At 63.3% G+C, this 17,822-nt stretch carries 14 protein-coding genes, 1 tRNA gene and 1 pseudogene; 5 read left to right on the top strand and 11 right to left on the bottom strand.

Annotated elements, in window-relative coordinates; translation table 11 throughout:
- Positions 1-51 precede the first annotated feature (51 nt).
- The 6 genes and pseudogenes from CKV91_RS02230 to CKV91_RS02205 all read right to left on the bottom strand — a co-directional run.
- Positions 52-864: pseudogene (locus tag CKV91_RS02230) on the bottom strand (type II secretion system F family protein); the annotation flags it as partial.
- 29 nt (positions 865-893) lie between these two features.
- Positions 894-2,087 (bottom strand): CpaF family protein, encoded by a 1,194-nt coding sequence (locus CKV91_RS02225; protein WP_065860794.1) that lies wholly within the window; start codon positions 2,085-2,087, stop codon positions 894-896.
- A gap of 263 nt (positions 2,088-2,350) precedes the next feature.
- Positions 2,351-3,199: a hypothetical protein gene (locus CKV91_RS02220; protein WP_065860784.1), complete on the bottom strand. Its 849-nt coding sequence runs from the start codon at positions 3,197-3,199 to the stop codon at positions 2,351-2,353.
- Complete coding sequence (locus CKV91_RS02215) at positions 3,199-3,951, bottom strand: SAF domain-containing protein (RefSeq protein WP_231933802.1); 753 nt, start codon at positions 3,949-3,951, stop codon at positions 3,199-3,201. Before CKV91_RS02215 ends, CKV91_RS02220 begins: the two co-directional genes overlap by 1 nt.
- Before the next feature lie 156 nt (positions 3,952-4,107).
- On the bottom strand, positions 4,108-4,611 hold the full coding sequence (locus tag CKV91_RS02210; RefSeq protein WP_231933800.1) for a hypothetical protein: 504 nt from the start codon (positions 4,609-4,611) through the stop codon (positions 4,108-4,110).
- 371 nt (positions 4,612-4,982) lie between these two features.
- On the bottom strand, positions 4,983-6,035 hold the full coding sequence (locus CKV91_RS02205) for a histidinol-phosphate transaminase (RefSeq protein WP_095141062.1): 1,053 nt from the start codon (positions 6,033-6,035) through the stop codon (positions 4,983-4,985).
- A gap of 117 nt (positions 6,036-6,152) precedes the next feature.
- On the opposite strand from CKV91_RS02205, the gene CKV91_RS02200 reads away from it, so the two are divergent.
- From CKV91_RS02200 to cysK, 4 genes are all read left to right on the top strand, one after another.
- Positions 6,153-6,410: a hypothetical protein gene (locus tag CKV91_RS02200; RefSeq protein ID WP_036957174.1), complete on the top strand. Its 258-nt coding sequence runs from the start codon at positions 6,153-6,155 to the stop codon at positions 6,408-6,410.
- 274 nt (positions 6,411-6,684) lie between these two features.
- Positions 6,685-7,767, top strand: coding sequence for a YeeE/YedE family protein (locus CKV91_RS02195; protein ID WP_231933797.1), 1,083 nt, complete (start codon positions 6,685-6,687; stop codon positions 7,765-7,767).
- Complete coding sequence (locus CKV91_RS02190; protein ID WP_021103660.1) at positions 7,764-7,991, top strand: sulfurtransferase TusA family protein; 228 nt, start codon at positions 7,764-7,766, stop codon at positions 7,989-7,991. The genes CKV91_RS02195 and CKV91_RS02190 overlap by 4 nt, the downstream gene beginning before the upstream one ends.
- Before the next feature lie 79 nt (positions 7,992-8,070).
- Positions 8,071-9,006 (top strand): cysteine synthase A, encoded by a 936-nt coding sequence (gene cysK, locus CKV91_RS02185; protein WP_021103659.1) that lies wholly within the window; start codon positions 8,071-8,073, stop codon positions 9,004-9,006.
- 371 nt (positions 9,007-9,377) lie between these two features.
- On the opposite strand, the gene CKV91_RS02180 is transcribed toward cysK, so the two are convergent.
- Positions 9,378-9,451 (bottom strand) — tRNA-Ile (locus tag CKV91_RS02180).
- Between the two features lie 164 nt (positions 9,452-9,615).
- Between CKV91_RS02180 and CKV91_RS02175 the strand changes: the two genes are divergently transcribed.
- A complete protein-coding gene (locus tag CKV91_RS02175; RefSeq protein WP_021105287.1) occupies positions 9,616-10,581 on the top strand; it encodes a lactate/malate family dehydrogenase in 966 nt (321 codons plus the stop codon).
- Between the two features lie 174 nt (positions 10,582-10,755).
- On the opposite strand, the gene CKV91_RS02170 is transcribed toward CKV91_RS02175, so the two are convergent.
- From CKV91_RS02170 to manA, 4 genes are all read right to left on the bottom strand, one after another.
- Complete coding sequence (locus CKV91_RS02170) at positions 10,756-11,352, bottom strand: DUF3566 domain-containing protein (RefSeq protein WP_021105286.1); 597 nt, start codon at positions 11,350-11,352, stop codon at positions 10,756-10,758.
- Between the two features lie 14 nt (positions 11,353-11,366).
- Complete coding sequence (gyrA, locus tag CKV91_RS02165) at positions 11,367-14,066, bottom strand: DNA gyrase subunit A (protein ID WP_021105285.1); 2,700 nt, start codon at positions 14,064-14,066, stop codon at positions 11,367-11,369.
- 61 nt (positions 14,067-14,127) lie between these two features.
- On the bottom strand, positions 14,128-16,191 hold the full coding sequence (gene gyrB, locus CKV91_RS02160) for a DNA topoisomerase (ATP-hydrolyzing) subunit B (protein WP_036957172.1): 2,064 nt from the start codon (positions 16,189-16,191) through the stop codon (positions 14,128-14,130).
- A gap of 344 nt (positions 16,192-16,535) precedes the next feature.
- On the bottom strand, positions 16,536-17,816 hold the full coding sequence (gene manA / locus CKV91_RS02155; protein WP_021103648.1) for a mannose-6-phosphate isomerase, class I: 1,281 nt from the start codon (positions 17,814-17,816) through the stop codon (positions 16,536-16,538).
- Positions 17,817-17,822 lie beyond the last annotated feature (6 nt).

Below are 17,822 nucleotides of genomic sequence, written 5' to 3'. Positions count from 1 at the left end.
AAGCAATGTCTGCGAGGCCGTCGTCCCCTCCGAACGACGGGCGTGTGAGGAGACGAGGATCCGTTCACGAGCTCTCGGCCTGCTGCGACGATGCAGCACCCACAACGACCCCAGATAGGCGAGTACGTACACCCCGAGCAGTATCTGGCCGAGTGAACTGGAGTAGGGACGGAAGAACCTCTGCCCCATGCATCCGGCGAGGACGAGCATGATGCCGATGATCGTGCTCACCTGACGCACGACGATGCGAGGTTTGGCTCGCTCGGTGGCAATCTCGCGATGGGCTCGAAGCCTTTGCTGCATGGATTCCGCCAAACACACCAGAGTCGTCGTTGCCCCCGTCCCGCCCAGCTCTGCTGCCAGGATGAGGGCCGCCACGATCTGGTCCGCATCCGGACTGTCGAGGTCGTCGGCAAAGGCCTGGAACGTGTCTCGGGCGCTCCACCGCGAGTCCAACCGATTGACCAAGGCCTCCAGGGGATCGTGCAGCACCTCCGGCGCCTGATGCCGGGTGGTGCGGATGGCGTCCAGGACGGACTTGCCGGTGGACGCGGAGCCACTGAGCAGACGCACCCACCGTTCCAACCCAGCGAGCAGCTGCAGGTCGCGATCGGTTTCGTCGGCCAGGAGTTCGGGAAGGGCGACGACGAGGATCGGTACGCCTGCCACGAGGACGACCCACCCGGTCAGCAGCGCCATCGCTGTCCCCAGGACCAGTCCTACGATGAAGCGCCAACGAAGCCGTCGCGGGATGTGGACCAGTCGTTTTTCCACCGTTGTCCACAACCCTGTGGACAACTTTGTGGATTGTGTGTGGACCGGGCGCAGTCCCCACACGAGCAACGCTCCCCCTCCGGCGACCATGACACCCAGCAGAGCCGCAATGACCCCGTTCACAGCATTCCTCCCACTCGCGGGTCGAACTGAACCAGCTCGTCAAGCAGCTCGGGTTCGGGGTGGAACACCACCGGACTGGTGCCGGTGGCAGCGCGATACACCAGGTGTGTGACGGGCCTGCCGGACTCCATCGCACCGGTGAGCTGACGAATCTCCGAGACCACCCTTCGGCGGATCCCGCCCCGCCAGGTGTCGTCAACGAGGACGACGTGGATGAGGAAGGTGATGTTGTGGGCAATCTGACGAAATGCCTCCTCGGTGGTGAGCACCCCACCCTGGGCGACCCGGGCGGCCAGCCGATCCATCGTCGACGACGCCGAGTGGGAGTGGGTGGTGCTCATCGTCCCGGCGCCGGCCTGCATGGCCTCGAACATGGCTCCAGCCTCGCAGCCACGCACCTCACCGACGATGATCCGTGACAAGTTCTGTCGCAGTGCCTCGGGAATGAGGTCGGCAACACTGAACTCGCCCACCCGTCGTCCGTCCACCGTCTCACCCATGCCGACGGTGGCTTGCAGAGCAACCATGTTGCGTCCGGGCTGGAGATGGGTGAGCAATTCGTAGTCGGTCTCCAGGGTGCCGAACCGTTCGGTACGGGGAATGGCATCGATGAGCGCGCGCAGCAGGGTCGTCTTCCCAGCCCCCTGGTCACCGGAGATGACGATCGACTTGCGTGCGAGTACGGCAGCTCGCAACAGTCGGGCGACGGTGTGCGGCATCATTCCGGTGTCGGCCAGCTCGTCCAAGGTGACGTCGGTGAGGGTGTGGTGCCGGATGACCACCGAGGGTCGGTGAGCCAGTCCGAATCCAATGGCATGAAGTCGGTAGCGATCACCCAGGGCCACCGTCATCGTCGGGTGGGCGTCGTCGAAGGGACGTGGCGGTGCAGCCGACTCACCCAGGAATCGGATCGCCTCCACGAGTTCCTCGTCGCTGTCGGCCACTGGCGGGTGCTTCTCACGGTGTCCGTCTCCGTACTGGACGTGCACCGGTTCGCATCCGCTGATCTCGATGTTCTCGGCCTCGGCGATGTCGAAGAGGGGCTGCAGTCGCCCGTAACCGAAAATCGCGTCGGTGAGGGCGTTGACATGGGCCAGCTCCTCGGTGGTCGTCCACAGCGCCTTCCCGTCGACGGCCAACCGGTCGGCGTAGGAGTGGACGACGCTGCGGATGATGGCGCCGCCCAGCATTCGGGAGTCCTCCTCGGAGAGTTCGAGGCCAGTGCGTTGACGATGGTCGTTGCGGGCCGAGGTGATGCGTCGGGAGGCTTCTCGACGCAGTTTGACGACCACCGCCCAGTCGACTCCCGGTGTGGTGAATGTTGTGGACACCGACGTGTCGGGCGTCGTCGCAGGTGGAGTGCATGGGTCCGTGACAGGCGGATTCATCTGCTGTGCTGGGGCCACCGTGTCGATGAGCCCGGCCAGATCGGCGGCGTCTGTGGGTCCTCGCATCAGCAGACCTCCAGCTCGCCATGTCGATGGACCATGCTGGGTTGTTGAATGGCAACGGAGTGTGGCGCAGGTCCTGCCGTGGCTCGGTGTTGTCGCGCCTGCTCGGCGAGGATGTGTGCCACGCGGGAGAGGCTCGTCGCCAAGCTGCTGCGTCGCCACCGTCGCGGTGACGTTGCATCCAGCAGGCACGCCGCAGTTCGAGGATCGTCGGCGAGGGTGGCGAGCACCGGCAGATGGAACTGTTTGGTGATCTCCCGTGGCCCATAGGGTTGTCCCGGTCCGATGACCAGCAGTCCGCGACGCGCCGTACCTTCGGCATTGATCTCGCCGATGAGCTCGCCGTGCAGGGCCAGCGGCACCAAGGAACGCAACTGGCTACGGGTGACGACGGCCACGACGGATGCTGCCGCCATGAGACTCTGCGGCGGACGGGCCGTCCCCGTCCGCCCCACGTCGACGATGACATCGATCTCGGCCTGGTCGAGGTCTCGCAACGCATCGACGATGGAGGGCCACATCGTCTCCATGAGCTGAGCTTGCCCCAGATGTGAGTAGCCGGGCAGGAAGTTGGTTCGCGGGCCCTCCCCACCATCTGGCTTGGGCAGGGCAATGACGTGTTGCCACAACACGGAAGCCATGTCGGCACCGCTACGCTGCACGGCAGCCATGCGCGACAGTCCGGAACCCACGGCGACCTGCCCGCCCAAGTATCCCGACTCGACCGCGCGACACGGATGTGGATCGGCATCGACGAGCAGACATTCCCGGGGCCATTGCAGGGCAAGCCCGAGAGCCGTCGTCGTCACGCCGGGTGAGGCACCCACACTGGTCAGGACGATGATCGCCATCACTGCTCCTCGATGATGAGAGCCACACGTGACCGGGCGGAAAGATCTGCCAATCGGGCGGCGCTCTCCGAGGGCACGGCGAGGTCCACGAGAACGTCGTTGCTGGCCTCCAGCGACCTGGGCTCGACGGTGACGACTCCGGGCACCGAGGTGGGACGGTCACCGACCGGCTGCTCCTCACTGACCTCGATGGCCCTCACCTTGGTCCCGGCCGGCATGGGCTCGATCGGTACGTGACCAGGTGCCAGGGTGAGCCCGACGTGCGAGGTTCCCCGTTGCACCTGCGCCTCACCCACCGAATCCGCTGAGACCAGACTTCCGGCTGGAAGGTCCACCACGGCGTGCTGGCCGACGAGTCGGTCACGGGCATCGGCGGGAAGCCTCTTGACCTGCTCCCCCACGGACGTCTGCGTCACACCGACGTCATTGGCCGTGACGAGCTTGCCCCGCGGCACCGAGTGGGTCATGACGAGCACGGACTCCGTGTTGCTGGCCTGATGCCATGCCCAGGCTCCACCCAGTCCGCCAAGACACATGCACAGCACTCCCACGGCGATGAGCACCGGGGAACGCCTGCCTCGACCATGCCTGGGCCCAGCGGTGGGGGTGCCAGGAGTGCTCGGAGGTGTGTCGGCGGGACGTGGGTCACGTGTCATGCGCACGTCGGCAGGTGACACGGACCGATTCGCAGCCGACTGGACGGCGGGATCATCGGCTGTGGTGCGTCGGTGTGGTCGGGTGAGAACAGGCATGCTGTGAGACTAGGAAAGCCGTTCGCCCCTGCCCAGAACCATTTTCACATCTGTGGAAAAGTTTTTGAGCTGTGAGAACCCTCACAGTGATCTCACGCGTTTTCCACTGACCCCTGCCACTTGTCCACACCCCTGTGGACATCTCCTGTGGACAATTCAGGGCAGCTGAACATCACCGGAGACTGTCCACCCCAGACCGGGATCAGGCGCCCCGGACTCGTCGACCACGGTGACCTTGCCCTTGACCTGCAGCTTTTCGGCAGGTTCGAAGGGCACCAGGTGCCCCATCATGAAGGACTCCCCCGGTGCGAGCACATAGGGTGCTGGACCGGGATGCCGTGTGAACGGGACGGCTGGGCACCCCAGCTTCTCCTCAAGTTTCTGGTCCCGCATGGCGAGCAGGTCCTGCGCCCAGCTCCAGTCGGGGTACCGGGTCGACAAGGTCACCGTTCCCAAGCCCAGACGGATGGGATCATCCGAGACGTTCGTGACGACGTAACGCAGCCCCACCAACGTGTCACCCTTCCTGATGATCGGCTCCGAGGTGCGCGGATCGACCATCACCGAGGCCCGCGGAGAGGTTGCCATCCCCGCCTGGAAGACGTCGATCCTCACTCGGGAGTCACCGAAAGCGCCCAACCAGGTCCCAGAGGTTCTCACCGGGACGGCCCATCGGGCGTTTCGCACACTGCTGAGTGGGGTTGGAGACGAACTGGTGCTGGGGGGAGGAGACGCAGGTGACTGGTCGTGACCACAACCGCCGAGCAGCATGGCAGGGCAAAGGACCGCTGCGAGCAGGACGGCCGTGGTGCGTCCGCAACGTCCCGTATCCATTGTCTTCTCCCGTGTGGTGACCCCTTGACTCAGGCAAATGTACCTTTCCCCGGACCCACCAATCTCCATGAGCCCATGCTGGGGCCGTTTCCCAGCGCGCAGTACTGCTCCGATCAGCACGGAAGGTACCCGTCACGGGGCATCCGCTTCCTTGCCAGGGGATATCAAAAATTCATCTTCCCAGTAGAGAATTCTCGTCAGAGTCTGTCATGAATCTCTGCCAGAGTTGAGATCACCGTGTCATTGTCGCGGGGAGTCCCCAGACTCACTCGGATCCCCTCGCCATCCCACCACCGAGTCATGATGGCTGAGTCACGCAACTTTTCGGCCACTCGTGCAGTGTCACCGCCCGTGTCGAGCCAGATGAAATTCGCCTGGGACGCTGCAACTCGCCACCCCTGATGGTCAAGCTCCCGACCTACTCGGCCTCGCTCGCGGGTGGTGAGGTCCACTCGAGCTGCGAGCTCGTCCTCTGCGAGCATGGAGGCCATGGCGGCTCGTCCAGCAAGATTCGTCACCGTGAACGGCAGACTGAACTGCCGAACCGTGTGAGCCACCTCCGCAGAGCTCACCGAGAAGCCGATGCGCAGACCGGCGAGGCCATAGGCCTTGGAGAAGGTGTGCAGACAGATGACGTTGGGATGCTCGGCGAGCAGGTCGAGACCACGCACGGCATCGGTGTCCTGGTTGAAGTGGGTGTAGGCCTCATCGAGGACGACGTGGACGTCACTGGGGATCCGTGCAAGGAAGTCGACGACCTCATCGGTGTGCAGGACGGTGCCAGTGGGATTGTTGGGGCTGCACAGCATAACCATGTGTGTACGCTCGGTAACTGCCGCTGCCATGGCAGGAAGGTCATGGGTGAGCTGAGCGGTGAGCGGAACGGGAACGGCCGTGGCACGTGCTCGCTCGACGACAGAGGGGAATGCCTCGAAAGATCGCCACGGCAGGACGACCTCCGCACCGGGGTCCACGAGCACGCTGACCAGATTGGCCAGCACGTCGACGGACCCAGCACCCACACAGATCTGGTCGGCATCCACCCCGCAACGTACGGCGATGGCGGTACGCAGATCGAGCGTGGACACACTGGGGTACCGGTTGATTCCCGCAAGCTCCTGACTGATGACCGTCGTCACCGACGGCAGCGGCGGGTACGGACTCTCATTGTTGGCAACCTCGATGATCCTGTCGCGACCATGAGGGTCGGCCGACACCGAACCGTAGTGCGGAGTGCTCTGACGTGACATGTCCTGATGCGAGTTGATCATGAGGTCCCCTTTCCCACCGTCTCACCGAACTGTGGCACATTGGGAAGTGAGTGATCGGTGCGTCCGCCGGCTGGACGGCACACCTGGTCGGCAGAGGTGAGCGTTGGAGACGGACCGTGGGACGACAACGGCCAATGGCATCTGCGGAGCCAGAAAGTCCTAGTTGTCGCACCCGGAACAGAGCGAATCACCGTCGGCTCCAGCGGCGTGTTCTTCACATCGCTGACGATCTTTCGATATGAGATCGGCGGACCGATTCTTGAAATTTTGGATCAATCGTGCTTGCATAAATTCAACGCCACGGGCATTACGCCGAGGCAGCACAGTGAGCTTCACGCAGCTGCCGACGTGTGATGCGCATCGTTGGTCATGGTTATGTCAATGGAAGGACGAGATGGTGAACACGCACCGTGTCTGGAGCCTTCGTGCCGGTCGACCCGTCATGATCTCCACCATGATGTGTTCCATCTGTCAGTGTTGCTGTTGATCCACGCTGATCCCCGCATCCACTTCTGAGCACGTGCTCACAGCACGATCCGCTCAGGGCTCACGCATTCGTTGAGCCCAACGTCCCCATCCCCTCTCCGGCACCACCACACATCATCTCGGATGCCGCCGGAATGCTCGAATGGAACACACCATGATCCTCACCGGTCTTGCCGTCGGAGTTGCCTTCGGCTTCATCCTCCAGCGTGGACGTTTCTGCGTCACCAATGCCTTCCGCAACGTATGGGTTGCCCGCAGTGGCACATGGATCACGGCTTGCCTGCTCGTGATCGCTGTCCAGGCAATCGGCGTCACCGCCCTCACCCAGCTCGACCTCATCCACCTGTCATGGGGTCCGCTGCCGTGGCTCGGGGTGATCGTCGGAGGTCTGCTCTTCGGAGTTTCGATCGTGCTCGCCGGTGGCTGCGCGACCGGAACATGGTTCCGCAGTGGTGAAGGACTCGTCGGATCATGGATCGCCCTGATCTTCTACGCGATCGGTGCCGCCGCCATGAAACATGGCTCCCTGTCAGGGGTCAATGCCTCGGTGCGCTCCTTCACGGTTCCGGTGACGACCATCCCGGCGCTGGGAATCTCTGCCTGGATTCCCACCGTCGTCCTGGCCCTTGTCGTCGGTGTCCTGGTGTGGCGTCAGCTGCGCAAGCCGGCCCGAAAGGTCGCCACCCTTCCACCGGAGAGGACGGGGCTCGCGCACTGGCTCTTCGAGGCACCGTGGCAACCGTTCCTCACCGCAACACTCATCTCTGTCATAGCGATCATCACCTACCCGCTGAGCGAGGCAACCGGCCGGCACGCTGGCCTGGGAATCACCACCCCAACAGGAAATCTTCTCGAATGGACCGTGACCGGTGACACCTCGTACATCGACTGGGGAGTACTCCTGGTCATCGGAATACTCGTCGGATCCTTCATTGCCGCGGCGGCATCCGGAGAGTTCCGCGTCCGGGTTCCCGACTCGACCCAGGTCGTCAAATCAGTTGTCGGCGGCTTGGGAATGGGAGTGGGAGCCAGCTGGGCCGGCGGCTGCACCATCGGCAATGCCATGGTCGAGACTGCCCAGTTCAGCTTCCAGGGATGGATTTCCTTCCTCTTCATGTTCCTGGGTGTGGGCCTGGGCACGAAGGTTTTCATGCTTGACGCCACCCACCGCGCTCCCGCCGCCGCGGAGCTGCGAACCGCCGTCGTCACCGAAGGAGGGTCATGACCACACATGTTCTGGAAACCGGTGGGCAGGTGTGCCCGTTCCCACTGATCGAAGCCCAGAAAGCCATGGCTGAGCTGCCGGTCGGAGATCGTCTGAGGATCAACTTCGACTGCACTCAGGCAACCGAATCCATCCCCGAGTGGGCCGCACAGGCCGGTTACCCGGTCACCAGTTTCCGAAAGGTGGGAAGCGCAGACTGGACCATAACCGTCGAAAAGGCATGACGAACAGCACACAACGATTCATCACCATTTCTCGACCCGACACAGTTGGCCGACCAACACCCCTCGAAAGGAAAACATCATGACGAAGATCGCAGGTGACGTCACCGAGCTCATCGGCAACACCCCGCTCGTGAAGATCAACAAGCTGTTCCCGGACTCCAAGGCCACCATCCTGGCCAAGCTGGAGTTCTACAGTCCTGCTTCCAGCGTCAAGGATCGTATTGCCAAGTCCATCATCGACGCCGCGGAAGCCTCCGGTGACCTCAAGCCCGGCGGCACCATCGTCGAGGCGACCTCCGGGAACACCGGAGTCGGGCTGGCCCTCGTCGGAGCAGCCCGCGGGTACAAGGTCATCATCACCATGCCCGAGACGATGTCCAAGGAGCGCCGCGCCATCATCCGTCTGCTGGGCGCCGAGCTCGTGCTCACTCCGGGCGCCGACGGTGTTCCGGGAGCCAATGCCAAGGCTGCCGAGATCGTCAAGGACACCCCGGGTGCCATTCTCGCCAGTCAGTTCGACAACCCGGCCAACCCGGCGATCCATCACGACCGCACCGGTGAGGAGATCTGGGACGACACCGAGGGCGCGGTTGACGCCATCGTCGCCGGCATCGGCACTGGCGGCACCATCTCGGGTGCTGGCAAGTACCTCAAGGAGAAGAACGCCGAGGTCAAGGTGTTCGGGGCCGAGCCTGCCGAGTCCCCGGTCATCACCAAGGGTGAGAAGGCCCCCCACAAGATCCAGGGATGGGGACCGGGCTTCGTGCCGGACAACCTCGACAAGTCCGTCGTCGACGAGATTCTGCTGGTGAGCGGGGAGGACGCCATCAGCTTTGCCCGTCGTGCTGCCGCCGAGGAGGGAATCATCACCGGCATCTCCGGTGGCGGCGCCCTGCAGGCCGCCGGTCAAGTGGCCGCTCGTCCGGAGTTCGCCGGCAAGACGATCGTCGTCGTCATCGCCGACACCGGTGAGCGTTACCTGTCGACCCCGCTCTTCGAGGGCCTCGTCGACTGACGACGTCGCAACACGCACTCGGCCGGTCCTCGTCCGGGGGCCGGCCGAGCTGTCACCTGGGCATCACGTCGACAGACGGAACCTTGCAGCTGTCACCAACGCCCGGATCCAGCGCGACGTATCGGTGCACTGGTGATGTCGTGGACAATCTGGAGGTGCATGCCGTGTTCGGCACGGATGATCAGGGGCCGACCAACCTCACATGATTCCCTGACCCTCGTCTCAAGTCACTTCCCCCGGGATACCCATACGGGTGTTCCAGGGTCGTTTCGTGTCGCGAGAGATGGATCTACAGCGTCCGAATCCGCCACAAATCATCTACCGATTTTTCGGTGATCGGTGTTTGCCCTAGTCAAAAGCATGTTTCTGGGTGGGCCTAACTGGACTTGAACCAGTGACCTCCGCCTTATCAGGGCGGCGCTCTAACCAACTGAGCTATAGGCCCGAACCGTGACCGTCAACCGATCGCGAAAATGAACATTACCGTATGAGTGACAGATGTACAAAATTGAGGTGGCATCACCTCGGCAGATCTTCCATCCACTGACCAGCTCCCCTCGTCAGAACGGGCTCATGTCATGATGGGCGACAATCCACGAAAGGATCGACATGTCGCTCGCCCCACACCTCGTCGTCATAGGAATCGGCCATGTCGGTTCCGACGTCGTCACCAATGCTGCTTCGCTGGGATTCTTCTCACGCATCTCCGTCATCGACGCCGACGAGCACGTGCGTGACGGTCAGGCTCTGGACAATCACCAGGCCACCGGCGTACTCCCTGCCGTGACCGACGTCACCGCCGCCGACTACAGCGTCTGCCAGGATGCCGACGCCATCATCGTGGCGGCCGGGCCCTCCATCCTGCCGGAGGATCACAGCGGTGGGCACGACACCCGCAATCAGCTCGCGGAGGTGAACGCAGCCGTCATTCGTGAGGTGATGGCAGGCGTCACGGCCCACACCCACGACACTCCCATCGTCCTCATCACGAATCCGTTGGACGTCAACGTTCACATTGCCGCCACCGAGTTCGACTACCCCCAGAACCTCATCGTGGGCACCGGAACATCGCTGGACTCGGCCCGGTTGCGCCGTCACATTGCCGATCTGGCCCATGTGAGCCCGAACTCGGTGCAGGCATTCATGCTCGGTGAGCACGGCGCCACGGCATTCCCCTACCTGTCCCACGCGACGATCGGTGGCATGACACTGGCGGAGGCGTCCGCAACCCTTGGCTTCGAACCGCTGGACCCCAACCAGGTGAGTGAAGCGGTCGTGCAGTCAGCCTTCGACGTCCTGCACGGCAAGGGATGGACGTCCTCAGGAATCTCACGTGCCGCGGTGAGCCTGGCCCAGGCCATTCTGCGTGACGATCACTCGATCCACCCGGTGAGCGCGTTGGCTGACGGGTTGCTCGGATTCCATGGCGAGGTGTCCTTGTCACTGCCGACGATCATCGGGGCCGACGGCGTCCACCAGCACCTGGACATCGCCCTGAACGACTGGGAGCAGGAGCACCTGGCCGCCTCGGCACAGGCAGTGACGACGATCTACGAATCGGTACGTCCCGCCTGAGCACACGAGATGCCCGCGGGTGACCAGAGCAACTCATGCCCTGGCCCGCGGACATGCTGAAACAGCAAGCCTGATCATCATCCGGGGCGATGACCACACGCCTGCAGCAGGATGGATGGTCCGTCGTCGACATGCACCGTGAGGTCGCAGCGGTACGGGATCGGGAAACTCTGGTCAGTCCTCGGCCAAGGTGAGTTCCAACCCACCCATGATCTGGGCGGCAAGGTTGTACAGGAAGGCAAGGACCACTGACAGAGCCGTGAAGAGCACGGCGTCGATGACGCCGATGACCGCTGTGAGCCCCAGGACCCGTCCGGTGTTGACGTAGTCGGAGAGCTGGAACTTCTTGGTGGACGTCGGTGAGCTCACCAAGTCGTTGACGGCCTTGTTGATCGACTCGAAGGCACCCGACACACCGATGACACCCCACACCACCCACACAGCGATGAAGAGGATGATGGCGCCAGCCACACCGAACAGCAGCGCCGTCTTGAGCACCGACCACGGGTCAACCCTGGTGAGCCGGAGACGAGCCTTACGGGTACGCCGGGAGACATGTTCCCAGTCGGAGGAAGCCATCTCCCGGGGACGTGACGAGGCCTCGTCACGACGCACCGATCGCTGCGTGCCGGCATGCGTGTCATCGTGAGCAACATCATGCCTGGAGTCACTGCCACGCTTGGGGCCAAAGTTCCGCTTGGCGTCACCAGCGGTCCACTGGGTCTTCTCAGGGTCGTACGACTGACGCCTCGAGGTGGATTGATCGCTCATGTCGTCCTTCCGGATCAGGCCTGCTCGCCGTGCTCACCAGCATCGTCCGATGCCTCATCTGAGACTACGGTACCTGCTGTGCTCCCATCAGTGCTCACGTCCGCGTCTGACACACCATCGCGAGCTGCGGACTCACCACCGCTCTCGGTGATGATCCTCATCTCGTCGTGGTTGGGCTGGGTGTCGTCGTCTGATTCCTCGTGCTCAGGGTTGAGAGCGATGATCGAGACGGCGTCCTTGCCACGAACGCTGACGAATTTCACCCCCATGGTGGAGCGTCCCTTGACCGGTACCTCCGCGACGGCCGAACGAGTGAGCTGGCCAGAGGTGCGAATGGCAATGACCTCGTCGGCCTCCTGGACGACGAGACCACCGACCAGTGAACCGCGATCCTCCGACAGTGCCATCGCCTTGATGCCCAGGCCGCCACGTCCCTGACGACGGTACTCACTCACCAAGGTGCGTTTGGCATAACCACCATCGGTGGCGGTGAAGACGAACCGCTCGTCCTCGTCGGTACCAACCTCGATGACCGACATGGACAACAGCTCGTCGTCGCCACGAAACTTCATTCCGGTGACCCCGGAGGTGGCTCGTCCCATCGGACGCAACTGCTCGTCGTCGGCGCCAAACCGGATCGCCTGACCCTTGCGACTGATGAGCAGCACGTCGTCGTCTGGTCCGCACAGCTCGGCCCCGATGAGCTCATCGTCATCGGTGCGGAAGTTGATGGCGATGACGCCGGCCTGACGCGACGAGTCGTAGGCCGTCAGCTGGGTCTTCTTCACCAGACCGGCTCGAGTCGCGAGCAGCAGATACTTCGCGTCGTCGTAGGAGCGCAGGGTCATGACACGGGTGATGTGCTCCTCGGGGAGGAAACTCAGCAGCCCGGCGACGTGACCGCCCCTGGCATCCCGACTGGCCTCGGGCAGCTGCCACACCTTGGTGCGGTACACCCGCCCCATGTTCGTGAAGAACAGGATCCACTGGTGGTTCGTCGTGGTGAACAACTGGGCCACCTCATCGTCGGCGCGCAGGCTGGCTCCGCGAACTCCCTTGCCACCACGCTTCTGCAGCCGGTACAGGTCGGTACGGGTGCGTTTGGCGTAGCCACCGCGGGTGATGGTGACGACGACGTCGTCGTCGGGGATGAAGTCCTCCTCGGAGAAGTCCCCGTCGGCGGCGATGATGCGGGTGCGACGCTCGTCACCGTACTTCTCGACGATCTCGGCCAGCTCGGTCGAGATGATCTTGCGCTGACGGTCCTCACTGGCGAGGATCGCCTGGTAGTCGGCGATGAGCCGTTCCAGCTCGTTGAGCCGGTCGATGATCTTCTGACGCTCCAGGGCGGCCAGACGACGCAGCTGCATGTCGAGGATGGCGCGCGCCTGGATCTCGTCAATCTCCAACAGCTTCTGCAGACCCAGGTTCGCCTCCTCGGTGTTCGGGGAGCGACGGATGAGCGCGATGACCTCGTCGAGCATGTCGAGGGCCTTGACGAGGGCCCGCTGGATGTGGGCGTCCTTCTCGGCCTGGGCCAGACGATACTCGGTGCGCCTGCGGATGACCTCCATCTGGTGGTCGATCCAGTAGCTGATGAACTGGTCCAGCCGCAGGGTGCGCGGAACGTTGTCGACCAGCGCCAGCATGTTGCAGCCGAAGGTGTCCTGCAGGCCCGTGTGCTTGTAGAGGTTGTTCATGACGACGCGAGGCTGTGCGTCACGTTTGAGGACGATGACGAGCCGCTGGCCGGTACGCGCCGAGGAGTCGTCCCGAATGTCGGCGATGCCGTTGATGCGACCGGAGTTCACCAGATCGGCGATCTTGGTGGCGAGGTTGTCGGGGTTGCACATGTAGGGCAATTCGGTGACGACCAGGCACTGGCGCCCCTTCCTGTCCTCCTCCATGTCGATGACGGCGCGCATCGTCACCGAGCCACGGCCGGTGCGGTAGGCGTCCTCGATGCCCTGACGTCCCACGATGAGGGCCCCGCCGGGGAAGTCCGGCCCCTTGACGCGGTGCATGGCCGCCTCGAGCAACTCCTCGTCGGAGGCGTCGGGATGGGCCAAGGACCACTGCACGGCCTCGTTGACCTCACGCAGGTTGTGGGTCGGGATGTTGGTGGCCATACCCACCGCGATGCCCGAGGAACCGTTGACGAGCAGGTTCGGGAACCTGGCCGGCAGGACGACCGGCTCGGTCTCCTTGTTGTCGTAGTTGGGCTGGAAGTCGACGGTGTCCTGGTCGATGTCGCGAACCATCTCCATGGCCAGCGGCGCCATCTTGCACTCGGTGTATCGCATGGCGGCGGCACCGTCATTGCCCTGGGACCCGAAGTTGCCCTGGCCCTGCACCAGCTTGTAGCGCATCGCCCACGGCTGGGCCAGACGCACCAAGGTGTCGTAGATGGCCGAGTCGCCGTGCGGATGGTATTTGCCCATGACGTCACCAACGACACGGGAGCACTTGTTCCAGCCGCGATCGGGACGGTACCCACCGTCGTACATGGCGTAGATGACGCGACGGTGCACTGGTTTGAGGCCGTCTCGCACGTCGGGGAGGGCTCGCCCGACGATGACACTCATGGCGTAGTCGAGGTAGGCGTTCTGGATCTCGTCACGAATCTCGACCGGCCGGATGCCGACGTGGCGACCGGTCACCAGACCTTGGTCGTCAGCCGCAAGCTGCTCGTTGGAGCTGTGGTCATCAGCCATGCAGAATCCTCAATTCACGAAAATCATTCGAAAGAAGTCGATACCAGACGTTCGGGCGTCCTCAGATGTCGAGGAAACGCACGTCCTTGGCATTGCGCTGGATGAACGACCGGCGCTGTTGGACGTCCTCGCCCATGAGGACGGAGAACATCTGATCGGCCATGGCAGCGTCCTCCAAGGTCACCTGGAGCAGCAGCCGCTTGTCCGGGTCCATCGTGGTGTCCCACAGATCCTCGGCGTCCATCTCACCCAAGCCCTTGTAGCGCTGGATCGGGTTGACCTGCGGCAGCTTCTTGCCGTGCTCCAGGCCGTCGGTACGCAACAGATCGCGTTCCTCGTCGGAGTAGGCCAACTCGTGCGGAGCGTTGGTCCAGCGCAGTCGGAACAGCGGGGGCTGGGCCAGGTAGACGTGACCGGCCTCGATGACCGGGCGCATGAACCGGAACAGCAGGGTGAGCAGCAGGGTACGGATGTGCGCACCGTCGACGTCGGCGTCCGCCATGAGGATGATCTTGTGGTACCGCAGCTTGTCAAGGTCGAATTCCTCGTGCACGCCAGTACCCAGCGCATTGATGATCGACTCGATCGTCTCGGAGTTGAGGGCCCGATCCACCCGGGCCTTCTCGACGTTGAGGATCTTTCCTCGCATCGGCAGGATCGCCTGGATGCGTGGATCACGGCCCTGGGAGGCAGAGCCACCGGCGGAGTCACCCTCCACGATGAAGATCTCACACTCCTCGGGATTGGTCGAGGAGCAGTCCTTGAGTTTGCCCGGCAGGGACGTCGATCCGAGCAGACCCTTGCGGTTGCGGGCCATGTCACGTGCCTTGCGAGCGGCAACACGAGCCTGGGCAGCCGCCTGGGACTTGGTGATGATGAGCTTGCCCTCCTTGGGGTTCTGCTCGAACCAGTCGGAGAGTTTCTCGTAGAGCACCTTCTGCACGAAGGACCGCGCCTCAGTGTTGCCCAGCTTGGTCTTCGTCTGTCCCTCGAACTGCGGCTCGGTGAGCTTGATGGAGACGATCGCCGTGAGTCCCTCACGGATGTCGTCACCGGAGACGCGATCCTCGCGTTTCTTGATCATGCCCCAGCTCTCGCCCCAGCGGTTGACGACACTGGTGAGTGCGGCGCGGAAGCCCTCCTCGTGGGTACCGCCCTCGATGGTGTTGATGGTGTTGGCAAAGGTGTGCACGCTGGTGGCGTACGACGTGTTCCACTGCATCGCGATCTCCAGCCCCATCCCCTCCTCGGGACGGTGAGCCTCCAGACTGATGATCGTGGGGTTGATGACGTCCTTGGTCCCGATGAGGAACGTGACATAGTCCTGCAACCCATCTGCGTAATGGAATTCGTCGTGCAGGGCCGCACCGTCCTCGTCGACGTGTCCATCCCGCAGGTCACGCAGGCTGATGCGCAGCCCCTTGTTGAGGAAGGCCATCTCGCGGAATCGGGCCGCCAGGGTCTCGTAGTCGAAGACGGTGGTGTCGAAGATGTCGGCCGAGGGTTCGAAGGTGATCGTCGTACCGGTGGCCTCGGTCTCCTCCAGCTGCTCCAGGGGCCCGTCGGGCACGCCAAGGGTGAAGGACTGACGCCAGTGGTACCCGTCGCGGAACACCTCGACGACGAATGTGCTCGACAGGGCATTGACGACCGAGGAACCCACACCGTGCAGACCACCGGAGACCTTGTACCCGCCGTCACCGAACTTGCCACCGGCGTGCAGCACGGTGAGCACCAGGGTGACAGTGGGGATGTGTTCGACGGGGTGCTCCTTGACCGGGATGCCACGACCGTCGTCACTCACTTGGCAGCGTCCGTCGTCCAGCAGTTCGACCTCGATGGAGTTGCAGTAGCCCGCCAAGGCCTCGTCAACGGAGTTGTCGACGATCTCGTAGACCAAGTGGTGCAGGCCGCGCTCACCGGTGGACCCGATGTACATGCCGGGACGCTTGCGAACCGCCTCGAGTCCTTCCAGCACGGTGATCTGCCCGGCATCGTAGGTACCGTCGACCAGTGAGGGAGTGGCCTCGGTGGGAGGCTCGTCTGCGTGGACGGTGGATTCCCCCTGCAAATCCTCGACGGAGGAAAGAGCAGACTGGGATTCAGATGATGACGGCTGGCTCACGGACAATGCGCTCCTGTTGAGTGATCGGGTCCGGGATGGATCCGATTCCCGCGACTCGATGGGGACGGCACGGTCGTTCGACGTCGTGCACACATGCCCCTTCGAGTTCATGGACTAACGGAGACAGTCTACCCCAGATCGGGCCAATTCCTGTGGTGGCCCGCGCCGAATCGGCGTGGATTCCACATCGATCAGCCGTGAGAGACGCGTCAGGTGCCTTTGCACCGCCGCCACCCTCGACCCAGTCCCGGGGATCAGCCATCACCTCTGCATTGCTCAGAAACGAAAAGTTCCTCTGGTGCGTGCGACAGTCGCAGGCATGGTCTACGTGTGTTCTCCCGACGTCACAGCTCGTCGGGGAACTCCTGACCGACTCCGGGGGCCGCAAGGAAACCCACCGCGGAGCCAGTGACGTGTACCTGCTGCCCGGCACTGATCCAGACAGCCTGCCCGGCCCGCACCTGGGTCACCTCAGCACTGGTGTCATTGCTTGTCACACCAGCTGAGGTGGTGAGGCTCATTCGGCCGTCCAGGACGAGGAGGATCCGGCCAAGACCGGTGGCCGGCAGGTCTGTCTCCACGCATTCCCCCAACCGCCACAGGGTGAATTCTGGAAACGGCGTCCGGTAGTGCTGGAGACCACCGGGCAGTTGTTGCGGACGCCACGGTTCGACGGACGTCGCCGTGAGGTCTGCCTGATCGAGCAGGGCAGGCACGTCAATGTGTTTGGAGGTGAGGCCACCGCGCAACACATTGTCCGAACTCGCCATGATCTCGATCCCGGTACCGTGCAGATACGCATGCATGGTGCCCGCACCGAGGAACAGGCTCTCCCCGGGGCGCAGATGCACCCGGTTCATGAGCAATGCGGCAAGGATGGAGGGATCACCGGGGTGAGCCCGATCAAGTTCGACGGCAGTGCGGGCCAGCTGTGGCACTTTTCCCTGCCCAGATGGCGGGTCGTTGTCCTGGACGAGATCGTGTGCCGCGGCGATCATGTCGGCGATGACCCGTCGGTTTTGCTCATCGGGCTGCAGACAGGACGTCAGTACTGCAGCGATTCCCTCAGATCCTGGATCCTCCAGAGGCGCGACGAGGCCGGGGAAACCATCCACGGCGTCGAAAACGGCCAGCATTCGGCGTGATGCGTGGGGGTCCCGGAAACCGTACAGGGCATGGAACTCGGTGAGGGCGACGATCATCTCGGGTTTGGGCCAGTCGTCGCGATAGAGGCGAAGCGGATCATCGATGGGCACCCCAGCAGCATTTTCCTGGGCAAAACCCATCTGAGCCTGGGTACGTGACGGATGGGCCTGAATGCTCAGTGGCTGTTCTGCCGACAATATCTTGAGCAGGAAGGACAGTCTGTCACCAAAGACCTCACGGCTGGCCTGGCCAAGCTGGTCGGGGTGCTCGGCAAGCCAACGATCCAGGGGCTGTCCACCGTCGGCACGGTCGGCTCCATTGACGTGGCAGCCGTCCGCCAGCACGGAGGGTGCCTTGGGATGGGCACCCAACCAGTACTCGGCCCACGGACGTCCATCGGACTCCACACCCAGCAGACGTGGGATCTCGGCGGTGGTCCCCCAGTCGTAGTGCTGAACCTGTCCGGTGACGACGTGCATGAGATG

The organism is Cutibacterium granulosum (genome assembly GCF_900186975.1).
In the GTDB taxonomy this organism is placed as follows: domain Bacteria; phylum Actinomycetota; class Actinomycetes; order Propionibacteriales; family Propionibacteriaceae; genus Cutibacterium; species Cutibacterium granulosum.
This window is presented reverse-complemented; position numbering and strand designations above follow the sequence as displayed.

Coding starts and splice junctions, on each gene's coding strand:
- CKV91_RS02225 (WP_065860794.1), bottom strand. CDS start 2,087: ATGCTGGGCGGCGCCATCATCCGCAGCGTCGTCCACTCCTACGCCGAC.
- CKV91_RS02220 (WP_065860784.1), bottom strand. CDS start 3,199: ATGGCGATCATCGTCCTGACCAGTGTGGGTGCCTCACCCGGCGTGACG.
- CKV91_RS02215 (WP_231933802.1), bottom strand. CDS start 3,951: ATGCCTGTTCTCACCCGACCACACCGACGCACCACAGCCGATGATCCC.
- CKV91_RS02205 (WP_095141062.1), bottom strand. CDS start 6,035: ATGTCACGTCAGAGCACTCCGCACTACGGTTCGGTGTCGGCCGACCCT.
- CKV91_RS02195 (WP_231933797.1), top strand. CDS start 6,685: ATGGAACACACCATGATCCTCACCGGTCTTGCCGTCGGAGTTGCCTTC.
- CKV91_RS02190 (WP_021103660.1), top strand. CDS start 7,764: ATGACCACACATGTTCTGGAAACCGGTGGGCAGGTGTGCCCGTTCCCA.
- cysK (WP_021103659.1), top strand. CDS start 8,071: ATGACGAAGATCGCAGGTGACGTCACCGAGCTCATCGGCAACACCCCG.
- CKV91_RS02175 (WP_021105287.1), top strand. CDS start 9,616: ATGTCGCTCGCCCCACACCTCGTCGTCATAGGAATCGGCCATGTCGGT.
- CKV91_RS02170 (WP_021105286.1), bottom strand. CDS start 11,352: ATGAGCGATCAATCCACCTCGAGGCGTCAGTCGTACGACCCTGAGAAG.
- gyrA (WP_021105285.1), bottom strand. CDS start 14,066: ATGGCTGATGACCACAGCTCCAACGAGCAGCTTGCGGCTGACGACCAA.
- manA (WP_021103648.1), bottom strand. CDS start 17,816: ATGCACGTCGTCACCGGACAGGTTCAGCACTACGACTGGGGGACCACC.